This is a genomic window from Ferrimonas balearica (genome assembly GCF_019802085.1).
Taxonomy (GTDB): Bacteria; Pseudomonadota; Gammaproteobacteria; order Enterobacterales; family Shewanellaceae; genus Ferrimonas; species Ferrimonas balearica_B.
The window spans coordinates 298,409-311,020 of sequence record NZ_JAHVHV010000002.1 but is presented as its reverse complement, the minus strand read 5'-3'; the positions used below and the strand labels follow the sequence as shown (position 1 = coordinate 311,020).

Below are 12,612 nucleotides of genomic sequence, written 5' to 3'. Positions count from 1 at the left end.
AAGAAAGTGGTTTCCCTACAACAAGGTTAGCAAGGGGGGTGCCAGTGTGCCGGTCAGGCCAATTGGTAGTGATCCAGCAACCGATGCACGGCCTGGTTCCAGCCCTCGGGGCCACAGGCCTCGGTCAGGGTGGCCCGGGGGCGGCTGGCGGCACTGAGCGGCGGCGGGGGATTGACCGGCGAGCGCACCACCACCGGGTGGTCGGCCCGCTCCAGCATGGCCACGTCGTTGTCACCGTCGCCCAGGGCGATCACCGTCGGGTTCTCCCCCCACAAGCTGGCGTAGGCCTGGCGCAACCAGTCCAGGGCCTGCCCCTTGTCGCTCTGGCCAATCACGTGGACAAAGCGCCCCCCCTTGAGCAGCCGAAGGCCATGGCGGCGCACCGCCCGCTCCAGCAGCGCCAGCTCCGTGTCACTGCCCCGCCACAACAGGGGCTCGGAGAAGCATCGGGCCAGCGCCTGAGCCGCGCTGGTCTTATCCAAACCGGTGTGGGCCACCAGGGTGGCCACGTCCCAGTCGGCGAAGCCCTGCAGGGCCAGACCGGTCTCGGTGCGCACCTGGGCCAGCACCTCGAGGATCTCCTGCCGGGTTGCCCCAAAAGGCTGCATCCGATGCCCCATCATGGCGCCCACCGGGCCAGATTGGTGCAAGGGAAAGTGCCCCTCGGGCCAGAGCACGGCGGCGCCGTTCTCCACCACGAAGGGGTGGGGGTTCTCCAGCTCGGCGCGCAGGGGCGCCAGCTCCGCAGCGGTCTTGGAGGTGTTGAGCACCACGGGGATCCCGTGGCGCTGCAGCCGCGCCAGTGCGGGCCGGGCGGCATCAAAGGCGTAGGTGTGGTGGTCCAGCAGGGTGCCATCGAGATCGGTCACCACCAGCAGCTTGGGGGCATTGGCCATCCGGGCTCCGAGTGTCAGTCCTTGGGGTCAGTGTAGCCAAGCAAGGATTGATCCAAGCGACAGTGGCTAAAGCCCAGCACGATGGGCGAAAAAAGGCCCCGCTCGATGGCGAGGCCTCAATTTGCCCGTCAGGCCGCTTCCGGGGTCGCACTCTGTTCCGTTTCAGCGCCAAAGCAGGCCCGTACCCGCAGGAAGTAAAGGGTGTTAACCACCCAGTAGAGGGGGTTGAAACTCAAAACCGTGGCGATAAACCAGGCCGCGGTGCCGCGTTTGAGCACCCAAAGGGCCAGGGGCACACTGATGATGCCCACCACCAAGGTGGCGGCCACTTCGATGGAGTAACCGTCGAGACCAAACTGGACCAGGGCGGCCAAGGCGAACAGCCCCCCTTGCACCAGCAGGTTGTAGCCAAACCAGGCATGCCACAAGAAGGAGCGACGCTGATCGCCGTCCTCCGCCTCCTGGCGATCCAGCCGGTTACAGGCGAGGAAGTAGCCCGCAAAGAACGCGGTGCAAATCACGATAAACTCAAGCATGGGAAATCCTTATCCACTGTGTTGAGCCTTGATTGTTAACCGATTTTTACTTTCAAGCCAAGGACGTTGGTGTCATCGGACACTCAGCGCCCTGCCCGCCAGTCGAGCGTATCCCCCACGGCAATGGCACTCCCCTCCCCCGCCAGCAGCACCGCATTGCCGCCGAAAAAGGCGCCCTTTTTCGCCAGGGGGTTCAGGGTCATCAGGGTGGCCAGGGGCTCCTTGGGATCGGGCCGCTGCCCGGTGGTTTGATCCACCGTGGTCACCGGGCAACGTTCGCAGGGCTTGCGGATCCCCAGTTCAAACCCGGAACCGCTGAGGCGGTGATCCTGAAGCTCGCTGAAGGGGCCGTCCAGGCGGTCCACCACGATGTTGGCGCGAAACCGCTCCATCCCTACCGGCGTCGAACCCTTGGCGGCCAGCGCTCGGTTCAGCTCCGCCAGGGATTCCCGGCTGGCCACCAGGTAGGGAAAGCCGTCGGCAAACTCGGTGTGGGCCTGCTCCCCGGACTCCAGGTACTTGGCCTTGATGGGGCGGGACTGGGCCCGGTTGAAGCGCACCAGGCGCAGGGGGGCACCGCGAAAGGCCCCCAGTCGTTCGGTCAGCCAGAGACTGGCCTCGGCCCCCTCGTCGTAGGCCGCCAATTGACTGTTCCAGACGGTGACCGGGGTCAGCTCGGTAAGGTCACGCACCAGGGGCAACACCAGCGGCGGGGCATCGGCCCGGCTCAGGGTCAGACTGTGGTCGCTCAGGGCGGTGGCGATGGTGGCCAGGGCGGGTAATTGACGCTGGGTGACGAAGCGCCCGGCGCCGTCCACCAGCATCCAGTGGCGGTCCCAGGGCAGTCCGGTGACGCCCAGGGTGGAGTGGGCCAGGGGGATCCCCCCCAGCCCCTTAACGGGGTAAATAATCAGGTCGGTGATGGTCATGTGGGTTTCACTGTGGTTCAGAACTGCTTGCCCCAGAACAGGTAGAAGCTGCTGTCGCCGGTGTCGGCGTGGCCAAAGGCCAGGGCCGCCGGGCCGATGCCGGTTTCCATGCTGATAAAGACGCTGCCGGCGTAGATGAGATCGTCCAGTTTGATGTCATCCCTGAGCAGCCAGACGTTGCCCGCCTCGAAGGAGGCGCCGAGGAACATCGGCCAGGTGATCCCCAGCAGCTCACGGCTGAGATCGTAGGTGTAGATCCCCCCCAGCAGCACCTTGTGGCTGCCGAACAGGCTGTCCTTGCTGAAGCCGGAGAGGTTCAAGAAGCCACCGATGGCGGTGAAGTGGGCCAGGGTCAGCTCATCTTCACTGATGGACTCGAAGCTGGCCTTACCGATGACGTTGTGGGCGCCCCAGCTGGTGGCGCCGCTCCACTCCAGCTGGTAGACCCAGAAGTGGTCCCGCTCCCAGCCGGTGTCGTCGAAGGTGACGCGGCTGCCGCTGGTCTGATAGGCCACCTGGGCCAACCAGCGCTGGCCTTCGGAGGGGAACATCGGCTGGTCCTGATCGTCGTAGCCCAGGCTCAGCTCCGGGCCATGGAACCAGTAATCCCCCAAGCGACCGATCTCGTTGCTGCCGACGCTGTGGTACTTGCCGTCCTCGTAGCGGTAGATGAGCTGCAGCTGGGCGTTGCGCCCCAGGTTGACCCCGCCCCCGGTGGCGATGCTGTGACGGATCTGCTCGATGCGGATAAATGGAAACTCCTGGACCAGTTCGAAGGCGTTCCACTCCTTCTGTTCGGCGTCCGCCATGGCGATGACGTAGTAGCGCTGCAGATCATCGATAGGCTGGTACCACTCGGTGGCGATGCGCCCCACGGTGCCGATGTTCAGCTCGGTGCGCCACTGGCCGCCGGAGTTGAACAGGTTGTTGGCGGTGTAGGCGGCGTCCAGGGAGATGTCGAGCTCGTTATCGAGGTTGTCCTCCAGGCGCAGCCCCAGGTCAAACACGTTGGGACCCCAGTTTTTGCCCCGGGTGGCCACCACCAGCTCCGGCCCCTCGGGGGTCTCTTTGAGGTAGGCGTCCACCCGCTCAAACTGGTCCAGGGAGTAGATCCGGGCGATGGCCGCTTCAATCTCTCGCTCGCCGAGGACGTCCCCCGCCTCCACATGGAGCACATCGCGAATCACGTCGTCCTTCACCCAGCTCTGGTTCTCCAGGCGCACCGCCACCACCGGCGGCTGCTCGCCCAGCCAGGTGGCGCGGTTAAGCTGCTTGGCCAGGTGGTAACGCTGGTAGTCCACCGCCGAGGTGGACAGGGCCTGCAGCGCATCGATGTGCGCCAGGGCCGCCAGCTCCCCCTGGGGCACCAGTTTCGCCATCTGGTCGAAGTCCGAGGTGCCCACCCCCTGGATGTCCGGGGTGATAAGGATGTCCCCCTCTTCCATCAGCGCCACCTGCTGGTCCCGGGAGAGGTTGGTGAGGTAGCCGCTGAGCTGATCCAGCACGTCGAACACGGAGTTGAGATCCTCCTTGCCCTTGAGCGGCGCGCCGATGTCCACGGCGATCACCACGTCGGCGCCCATCGCCTTGACCACGGAAACCGGCATGTTGTTGACCATGCCGCCGTCCACCAGCAGGCGGCCGTCCTTTTCGATGGGCGCCAGGGCGCCGGGGACCGTCATGCTGGCCTGCATCGCTTCGAGCAGGTTGCCCCGGTCGATCACCACTTCGCTGCGGTCGGTCAGATCCGTAGCCACGGTGCGCAGGGGGATGGGGAGTTGGTCGAAGTGGGGCACCTCGGGAACGGTGCCGATGGAGCGGCGGATAAGGGAGGACATGGTCTGGCCCTGCAGGGCCCCCTTGGCGAAGCGCATCTCCCCCTCGCGGTAGCCCATCTTGAGCTCCACCGGGTAGGCATCGCGGAACTGCTTGTCGCGGTAGCTCAGCGCCTCCCGGGGGATGTCGTCAGAGAATCCGGTATTGAAATCCATCGACAGCATGGTGGTTTCAATTTCATCGGCGGTGTACCCCAGGGAATAGAGGGCCGCCACGTAGGCGCCCATGGACGTCCCGGCGATGTAATCCACCGGGATGTTGTGCTGCTCCAGGATCCGCAGCACCCCCACGTGGGCCGCCCCCTTGGCACCGCCCCCGGACAGGGCCACCCCCACTTTGGGGCGCTCCGCCGCCACGGTGGACAGGGCCACCATCAACAGGGGGGTCAGCGCCCAGCGCCATCTTCTCGTCATCCGCATCCCCTTGTGAATCCATCCCGCACGTCACCAGTGTGCATATTTTAGATAAACAATGACTTAACGAGAAGTTTTACGGCTGAAACAGGGCCTCTTCGTTTTCGGGGAACACCCGGCTCCAATCCTTGGCCATGTCCACCAGCCACCAGCCCCGTTTGTCCGCTTCCTTTCGAGCCCGGTCCAGCTGGCCCACCGCGGAGGGGCTGTCGTAGGCCCACTCCCGCTCGGCGTCGGTGTGGTGGATAAGCGCCGCCATCCGCGCCCCCTCCCCGGCCATGGTCCAGGCCAGCATCTCCAGGTCGCCGTCGGAGTTGCCCACCGCCAGTATGGGGCGGCGGCCGATGTGATAGTGAATGGCCACCGGCTTGCCCGCCTTGTCGTCCAGGAAGCGCAGCTCGGGCTCACGCACCAGCACAGGATCCTCGCCACGCTGCTCCAGGCGCACCTCGATGCTGCTGCCGATCACCTGCTCCGGCGGAATGCCATAGGCCCGCTCACTGAACACCCGCATAAACTCGATGCCGCCCCCGGAGACGATGAAGATCTTGAACTGGTGGATCCGCAGGTAGTCCATCAGCTCCAGCATCGGCTGGTAGACCATCTCGATGTAGAGCAAGCCAGTGGTGGGGTGGCGGGCGCTCTGGATCCAGGCATCCACCTCGGCGGCGAATTGCTCCGGGGTGGTGTTGCCGTGGGTGGCGGCCACCAGGGTCAGCAACGCTTCGTCGCCGCCGGCAAACAGCGCCGCCATGTCCCCCTCCAGTGCCGCCTTGAACGGCTGGGTGTCGGTCCACTCCGGGTGCTGATGGGCCAGGGCCTTCACCCGGTCCAGGGCGAAGGCGAGCTGGAAGTAGAGGGGCTGCTCTGCCCAGAGGGTGCCGTCGTTATCGAACACGGCGATGCGCTCGCCCTCGGGCACATAGTCGTGACCGGCGCGGGTCACCCGGTCGACAAACTGGATGAAGGCGTCCTTGCGGGGACCGTCATTCCAGGAGGGCAGCGGATCGGCCCGGGCCGGGACGGCGCACAGCAGGCAGAACAGGACACAGAGGGTGCGAACCATGGGGACTCTCCTCGACTCAGCCCCCTGAAGTGTGGACCAGGGCCGCCCTTATCGGTAGCAGCCCTGCACTGCCTGGGCCAGCCAAGCCAACGCCGGGCCGGGCTGGCCGCCCTTGGCCAGCACCCGGTCCACCGGGGCCCGCCAGGGCTTGTGGTCGAAGCGGACCGACAGCCGCGCCAGAGTGCCCTGGGCCAGCTCGCTCTCCACCAGGTGGGTGGGCACATAGGCCCAGCCCAGCCCCTGACGGGCCAGCTCCCGCAGCAGGTAGAAGTTGTTGGCGGACCAGAGGCTCGCCGACACCGGCGGCAGGGGCGCCAGCCCCTCCCCACCATAGCTTTTCACCACCAGCTGGCGATGGCCAATGAGATCGGCCACCCCCACGGAGTCCAGGGCCGTCAAAGGGTGGTCCGGGCGCACCACCACCACGAAGGGCAGATCGCCCAGGAAACAGGGCTCCACCTCCCGGGGCAGGCTGGGATCGGCGAACATCAGCCCCAACTGGGCCCGACCCCGCTCCACCAGGGCCACCACATCGGGGCTGGCCACCGCGTGCAGCTCCAGGGCAGTGGCAGGGAAGCGCTGGGCAAACTCCGCCAGCACCGGCTCGATGTTCGGCACCAGCACCGCCTCGTCCACCGCCAGCACCAGCTCGGTCTCCTGGTCCTGGGAGAGGGCCCGGGCCGCCCGCTCCAGCTCGCTGGCCTGCTGCAACACCGCCCGGGCGTGGCCCAGCAGTCGCTCTCCTCTTGGGGTCAGAGTCGGGGTGCGGGTGCGCCGGTCGAACAGGGTGGCCCCCAGATCGATCTCCAGATTGGCGATCCCCTGGCTGACCGCGGACTGGGCCCGACCCAGCCGACGGGCGGCGGCGGAGAAGGAGCCCTGCTCCACCACGGTGACAAAGAGGCGCAGCTGTTCCAGGGAGTACATATCACCAAATCCGATGGTTACTAACTTGGTTCAATCATACATCCAAATAGAATGGCCGCCACTGTTCATCCAATTGGAGCCTTTCATGTCCACCCGCGAACGCATCCTGCACAGCCTGCTGTTTGAACTCATTGCCCTGGCCATCGTGGTGCCCGCCAGCGCCCTGCTCACCGGCCACGGCGCCGGGGCCATGGCCATGGTGGCGGTGACACTGTCGCTCATCGCCATGGGCTGGAACTACCTCTACAACCTGGGGTTTGACCGGGTGTACGGCGCCAACCGCCTGAGCCGGGGTTGGGGACTGCGGATCGCCCACGGGGTGGGGTTCGAGCTGGGGCTGGTGGCGGCCACCATCCCCATCCTGATGTGGCAACTGAAGCTGGGGTTCTGGGCGGCCCTGTGGCTGGACATCGGCTTTGTGGTGTTCTTCCTGGTCTATGCCATCGTCTTTAACTGGAGCTATGACCAGATCCGTGCCCGCTTGGAGCGCCAGGGCCGGCTGACCCCCATCCCCCACTAGGCCGGCGCTCAGCGTCGGTGCAGCGACAGGGGCTGGTCTACCGCCAGGGTGGCCGGCCCCTCTCCCATCAGGCTGACATAGGCGCCGAAGTGGGGGCCCGGCGTCTCCTTCAGGGGGCTTAATTCCGTCAGCGCCGCCAGGGGTTCACCGGCGGGGGCCAGGGCGCCGTTGCGCGGATGCAACCGGGTGACCCGGCATCGACGGATTGGCTTGACCAGGGCCAGGCGGTACCCCGGCCCCAACAGTTCGCTGGGGAACAGTTCGTGAAAGGGCGCCCCCAGGCTGTCCACCACCAGGTTGGGGCGAAAGCGCGCCAGCCCCACCCGGCCCTGGCCCTTCTCCTCCAGTCGCCGGTTGAGGGCCTCGAGACTGTCCAGGGTCGCCAGCGTCAAAGACCAGCCGTCGTTAAAGGGGGCGCGGGGCTCGTCGGAGGGGGCCACCCGAAGCAGTCGCAGGGGGTAGCCCCGCTGGGGGCCCAGCACCGAAGTCAGCCAGCCGCTGGCCAGGGCGCCCTCATCCAGGGCCCGGCACACCCGGTTGCCCAGACGAGCGGCACAGGGGGGCCCCGGTGGCGGGGTCAGGGGGATGGCCAGTTCACCGTGGCCCGGGGCACTGAGCAGCAGCGCCGAATCGCTTAAGAAAGGGGTCAGCTGGGTCAGGTCCGGGCGCTGGGCCAGGGTGAGCGCGCGGCCCACCGCGTCCGCCACCAGCCAGTGGCGATCCCAGGGCAAGCCAAGGGGCCCCAGCGGACTCTCCGCCAGGGGGATCCCGCGCAGGGTTTTGACCGGGTAGAGGTGAAGCTCGCGGATCCGCATCGGCCCTCCGGTTGCCCAAGGGGGGACGCGGTGCGCCCCTCTTTGATCCTAGGCCCCGGGGCCGGGTTCAGCTGAATTTACGCAGTTGGCTGAGGGGCAGAATCGCCAGCAGGTAGCGCATCCAGGCCCAGGGCCAGCTGGGCACAAAGACGTTGTCCCCCTCCTTCTCGATCGCCTTGACCAGGGCCCGGCAGCCGGTTTCGGTGTCGACAATAAAGGGCACCTTCTCCACCTTGTCGTTGATCTCGCTGCGGATGAAGCCCGGGTGCACCGTGGTCACCCGGATGGGGGTGCCCAGCAGATCCACCCGGATCCCCTCGGACAGGCTGGTCAGGGCCGCCTTGGTGGCGGCGTACACCGTCATGGCCCGGCGGAACCCGCGCACCGCGCTGACCGAGGAGACGGTCACCAGGTGGCCGGCGTTCTGGGCACGGAACTGGGTCAGGGCCGCTTCGCACTGGGCCAGGGCGGCGACGAAGTTGGTCTGGGCGGTCTGGCGATTGGCCTCGAAGTGGCCGGTGCCCAAAGAGGCCCCCTTGCCCATGCCGGCGTTGACGATCACCCGGTCAATCCGGCCGCCGAAATCCTCGGCAAAGGCCTGGAACACGGCGAACACCTGGTCGTGGTCATTCACATCCAGGGTGCGGATAAACACCTGGCAGTCCGGGTAGTCGCGCTCAAGCTCCGCTTTGAGCGCTTCCAGCCGGTCCATGCGCCGGGCGCACAGGGCCAGGTTGCGGCCCCGCTTGGCAAACTCGATGGCCATGCCCCGGCCCAGCCCGGAGCTGGCCCCGGTGATGAGGATGTTCTGTCGTTCCATGAGCGTCCCTGTTCAGAGGTAGGTGATCCATTCCGGCCGCGACTCGAAGGCGGCGTGTTCGTTGAGGCTGGAGAGCTGCCAGCCCCCCGGGCCCGGCACCAGCTTGGTGATCCCGGTGTTGACCAGGCGGGCATTGACGCTGAGCAGGGTGTCCATCGGCAGCCCCATCAGGGTCTGGGTGACCACGGTAATCGGCCCCCCGGAGGTGAACACCCACACCGGCCCGCCGTCGGGCTGGGGCAAGGCGGACAAGGCCCCCTGCACCCGCTGTTGAAAGGCGGTGGCGCTCTCCGGGTAGTCGTCGTCGAAATCGCCGCTGAGCCAGCGACCGAACGCGGCCTTGAGTTCGGCGCGAAAGAAGCGCTTGGGATCCGGCTGGTTGGCGGTGGCGGCCCGCAGCGCCGACATCTCCCGGTACGCGGGGTTGTAGGCGGCCAGGATCTGGCGATGATCGTACTCGTTCCAGTGGGCCTGGGTGTCCCAACTCGGGTCCACACCGGCGCCGGTCAGGCAGTGCTCGGCGGTCTGGCGGTGGCGCTTGAGGGCCCCGCTGATCACCGCCGAGGGGCGGATCCCACGGCGGGCCAGATCGGCCCCCAGGTGGGCGGCCTGCTGAGTCCCCAGGGAGGAGAGTTGGTCGTAATCGTCGGCCCCGGCACTGGCCTGGCCATGGCGTATCAGGTAGATGGCGCTCATCGACGTCCTAACGGTTGGCGCTGATCCGACGCTGACAGCGCCAGAGCAGGTAGTTAACGAAAAACCAGAACCGCTTGAATCTGGGGTTGCGGGTCTGGCCGTGGTGATAGCGGTAGTAGATCTGCTGCATGATCGCCGCCAGGCGAAACAGCCCGTACACCTCGTAATAGGTGAAATCGTCGCAGGCGATGCCGGTGCGGTCGGCGTAGTAGCGCACCACCTGGGCTCGAGTCAGCATGCCCGGCAGCTGGGTCGGCTGCAAGCGGGCGCTGCGCAGCACCGCATCGTCGTCCGCCTGAACCCAGTAGGCCAGGGTGTTGCCCAGATCCATCAGGGGGTCGCCGATGGTGGCCATCTCCCAGTCCAGCACCCCCAGCACCTGGGTGGGGTCCTGGGCGTCCAGCACCAGATTATCGAAGCGGTAATCGTTGTGGATGAGCGCCTGTCGCTCCCGGCTGGGCATCTTCGCCTCCAGGTAGTGCATCACGCTGCGCCCACGGCCCACGTTCCAGGTGCGGGCCCGGGAGAAGCGCTGGCACCAGCCCTGGATCTGCCGCTCCAGATAGCCCTGGCCCTTGCCAAAGGCCGCCAGCGGGGCAGTGTCCACCCGGTGCAGGGCCACCAGGGTGTCCAGGGCGCTGTGGCAGATGGCCCGGGTGCGCTCCGGGGTCAGGGCCAGCTCCGCGGGAAAGCGGCGCCGGGGGATCACCCCTTCCAGGCGCTCCATCAGGTAAAACTCCGCCCCCAGCACCCCCTCGTCGTCGCAGTGGGCCAGCACCTGGGGCACCTTGTCGAAATGGGGTTTGAGGGCCCGCTGCAGGCGGTACTCCCGCCCCATGTCGTGGGCCCCCTTGGCCTTGGTGCCGGCAGGCCCCCGGCGCAGAATGAGATCCCGCTGGGCGAAGCGCAGTCGGTAGGTCCAGTTGGAGGCGCCCCCGCTGTATTGGGTCACCTGGGGCAGACCGGTCAGCTCAGGCAGGGCGGTTCGCAACCAGGGCATCAGGGCGTCGAGGTCCAGCGCCTCGCCGGGGCGCACCGCGCCGGCGGTGTCAATCAGGCTCATGAGCCCAGCTCCCGCAGGCGCGCAGTCTGCTTGAGCATCAATCCCAGGTAGCCGCGCCAGGGCAGCAGGCGTTTGAGCCAATAGGCCTTGCGCCCGGCCGAGTGGGGCAAGATCAGGAAGCGGCGCTGGGCCACCCCCTGGGCGATCGCCTCCGCCACCTGCTCGGCGCTCAACGGCGCCTTGGCAAAGAGCCGTTGCAGCACCGCCGCCATGGCGGGATCCGGGCTGCGCAATGAGCGGTCCAGCCCGGTTTTGAAAAACGCCGGGCAGGCCACGCTGACCGAGATCTCCCGGTTGGCCAGCTCCAGGGCCAGGGTCTCGGAGAAGCTCACCACCGCCGCCTTCACCGCGCTGTAGCTGCCCATCCGGGGCATGGGGTTGAGCCCCGCCTGGGAGGCGATGTTGAGCACCTGGCCCCCCGGGCCCAGCAGTGGCACCAGGGCACGGCAGCTGCGCACCACCCCCAGCAGGTTAATCTCCATCACCCAGCGCCACTGGTCGATGGGCTCCTGCTCCAGGGTGCCGGCACTTGCCACCCCGGCGTTGCAGACCAGCAGATCCAGCCCACCCCAGTTTTGCTTAAGCTGCTGGGCCACCTGGGCCAGGCTGGCCTCTTCGGTGACGTCACAAGGCAGGCAGAGGCCCTGGCCACCGGCGGCCTCGATCTCCGCCACCACAGCGTCGCCCGCCTGGATGTCGGCAATGGCCACCCGGGCCCCCTGGGCGGCCCAGTGCAGGGCCAGGGCCCGGCCCAGCCCGGAGGCGCCGCCGGTGATCAACACCCTCATGCGCGCCTCCGCTTTTTCAGCTCCAGTCGGGCCACGCTGGCCAGGTGTACCTCGTCGGGGCCGTCCGCCAGACGCAGTGCCCGGGCCTGGGCGTAGAAACCCATCAGCGGGTGGTCCTGGCAGAGCCCGGCACCCCCGTGGATCTGGATCGCCATCTCCACCACCTGCTGCAGCACCCGCGGAGCCGCCACCTTGATGGCCGCGATGTCGGTCATGGCGGCACGCACCCCCTGGGTGTCGATCTTCCAGGCCGCCTGCAGGGTCAGTAGCCGGGCCTGGTCGATGGCGATCCGCGCCTCCGCCACCCGCTCCAGGTTGCCGCCCAGCTTGAGCAGCGGCCGGCCAAAGGCCTCCCGCCCCAAGCCGCGCTCGATCATCAGGTCAAGGGCGCGCTCCGCGGCCCCCAGGCAGCGCATGCAGTGGTGGATCCGCCCCGGTCCCAGTCGGCCCTGGGCGATGGCAAAGCCCTCCCCCCAGCCCTTGATGAGGTTCGCCGCCGGTACGCGGACGTTGTCAAAACGCAGCTGGCCGTGGCCGTAGGGCGCATCGTAATCGCCGCAGGCGGTGAGCATCCGCTCAACGGTGACCCCGGGGGTGTCCAGAGGCACCAGCACCATGGCGTGGCGGCGGTGTTTCTCGGCCTGTGGATCGCACAGCCCCATAAAGATGGCGATGCCGGCGTCCGGGTGGCCCAGGCCGGTGCTCCACCATTTGTGGCCGTTGAGCACCAGTTGGTCGCCATCGCGCTCTATGGTGGCGGCCATATTGGTGGCGTCGCTGCTGGCCACCTCAGGTTCGGTCATGCAGAACACCGAGCGCAGCTCGCCGCTGAGCAGCGGGGTCAACCAGCGGGCCTGCTGCTCGGCGTTGCCGAAGTGGTAGAGCACCTCCATGTTGCCGGTGTCCGGGGCGTTGCAGTTGAACAGCTCCGGCGCCAGCAGGCTGTGGCCCATCGCCTCGGCCAGGGGGGCGTACTCCAGCGTGGAGAGTCCGGCCCCCAGCTTCGGATCCGGCAGGAAGAGGTTCCAAAGGCCCTCGGCCTTGGCCTGGGCCTTAAGGGCCTGAAGCTCCGGCAGCAGCTGCCAGCGGCGCCAGTCGCCGTGGCCGTTGACGCGGTGGTTTCGGGCCAGCAGCTCGGCCTCCACCGGCAGCAGGGATCCGGCGATAAACTCGCGGACCCGGGTTTCGAGGGCGCGGCTGCGCTCACTGGGTTGAAAGGCCATCCTGGTCTCCTCCTGGCATCCGGTTCTCTGGTCACTCTAGAGCAAATATGTTAATGAATGAAACGAAACTAATTCACGATACTT

At 67.1% G+C, this 12,612-nt stretch carries 13 protein-coding genes; 1 reads left to right on the top strand and 12 read right to left on the bottom strand.

All coding sequences use genetic code 11. The features are described 5' to 3' along the window. Nucleotides 1-53 precede the first annotated feature (53 nt). The 6 genes from KUV81_RS09730 to KUV81_RS09705 all read right to left on the bottom strand — a co-directional run bounded on the left by KUV81_RS09730 (nt 54) and on the right by KUV81_RS09705 (nt 6,603). Nucleotides 54-896 (bottom strand): HAD-IIB family hydrolase, encoded by an 843-nt coding sequence (locus KUV81_RS09730; protein WP_222543671.1) that lies wholly within the window; start codon nt 894-896, stop codon nt 54-56. Nucleotides 897-1,024: 128 nt separating this feature from the next. Then, nucleotides 1,025-1,432: a hypothetical protein gene (locus KUV81_RS09725; RefSeq protein ID WP_222543670.1), complete on the bottom strand. Its 408-nt coding sequence runs from the start codon at nt 1,430-1,432 to the stop codon at nt 1,025-1,027. Between the two features lie 83 nt (nt 1,433-1,515). Then, nucleotides 1,516-2,361, bottom strand: coding sequence for an MOSC domain-containing protein (locus KUV81_RS09720; RefSeq protein WP_222543669.1), 846 nt, complete (start codon nt 2,359-2,361; stop codon nt 1,516-1,518). Between the two features lie 17 nt (nt 2,362-2,378). Beyond that, nucleotides 2,379-4,610, bottom strand: a complete 2,232-nt coding sequence (locus KUV81_RS09715) for a patatin-like phospholipase family protein (RefSeq protein ID WP_222543668.1) — start codon at nt 4,608-4,610, stop codon at nt 2,379-2,381. A gap of 76 nt (nt 4,611-4,686) precedes the next feature. Further along, on the bottom strand, nt 4,687-5,676 hold the full coding sequence (locus tag KUV81_RS09710; protein ID WP_222543667.1) for an HAD family hydrolase: 990 nt from the start codon (nt 5,674-5,676) through the stop codon (nt 4,687-4,689). Between the two features lie 48 nt (nt 5,677-5,724). Beyond that, a complete protein-coding gene (locus KUV81_RS09705) occupies nt 5,725-6,603 on the bottom strand; it encodes a LysR family transcriptional regulator (protein WP_222543666.1) in 879 nt (292 codons plus the stop codon). 85 nt (nt 6,604-6,688) lie between these two features. Between KUV81_RS09705 and KUV81_RS09700 the strand changes: the two genes are divergently transcribed. Further along, entirely contained in the window at nt 6,689-7,123 is a 435-nt protein-coding gene (locus KUV81_RS09700) for a PACE efflux transporter (RefSeq protein ID WP_222543665.1), read from the top strand. An 8-nt stretch (nt 7,124-7,131) separates the two neighbouring features. Here the strand turns inward: KUV81_RS09700 and KUV81_RS09695 are convergent, their stop codons facing one another. The 6 genes from KUV81_RS09695 to KUV81_RS09670 all read right to left on the bottom strand — a co-directional run bounded on the left by KUV81_RS09695 (nt 7,132) and on the right by KUV81_RS09670 (nt 12,528). Continuing rightward, nucleotides 7,132-7,938, bottom strand: a complete 807-nt coding sequence (locus KUV81_RS09695) for an MOSC domain-containing protein (RefSeq protein ID WP_222543664.1) — start codon at nt 7,936-7,938, stop codon at nt 7,132-7,134. 67 nt (nt 7,939-8,005) lie between these two features. After that, nucleotides 8,006-8,758: an SDR family oxidoreductase gene (locus KUV81_RS09690; protein ID WP_222543663.1), complete on the bottom strand. Its 753-nt coding sequence runs from the start codon at nt 8,756-8,758 to the stop codon at nt 8,006-8,008. Between the two features lie 12 nt (nt 8,759-8,770). Beyond that, nucleotides 8,771-9,454: a histidine phosphatase family protein gene (locus KUV81_RS09685; RefSeq protein WP_222543662.1), complete on the bottom strand. Its 684-nt coding sequence runs from the start codon at nt 9,452-9,454 to the stop codon at nt 8,771-8,773. Nucleotides 9,455-9,461: 7 nt separating this feature from the next. After that, nucleotides 9,462-10,517, bottom strand: coding sequence for a phosphotransferase family protein (locus tag KUV81_RS09680; protein WP_222543661.1), 1,056 nt, complete (start codon nt 10,515-10,517; stop codon nt 9,462-9,464). Further along, nucleotides 10,514-11,305, bottom strand: coding sequence for an SDR family oxidoreductase (locus KUV81_RS09675; protein WP_222543660.1), 792 nt, complete (start codon nt 11,303-11,305; stop codon nt 10,514-10,516). Before KUV81_RS09675 ends, KUV81_RS09680 begins: the two co-directional genes overlap by 4 nt. Next, nucleotides 11,302-12,528: an acyl-CoA dehydrogenase family protein gene (locus KUV81_RS09670; RefSeq protein WP_222543659.1), complete on the bottom strand. Its 1,227-nt coding sequence runs from the start codon at nt 12,526-12,528 to the stop codon at nt 11,302-11,304. The genes KUV81_RS09675 and KUV81_RS09670 overlap by 4 nt, the downstream gene beginning before the upstream one ends. Nucleotides 12,529-12,612 lie beyond the last annotated feature (84 nt).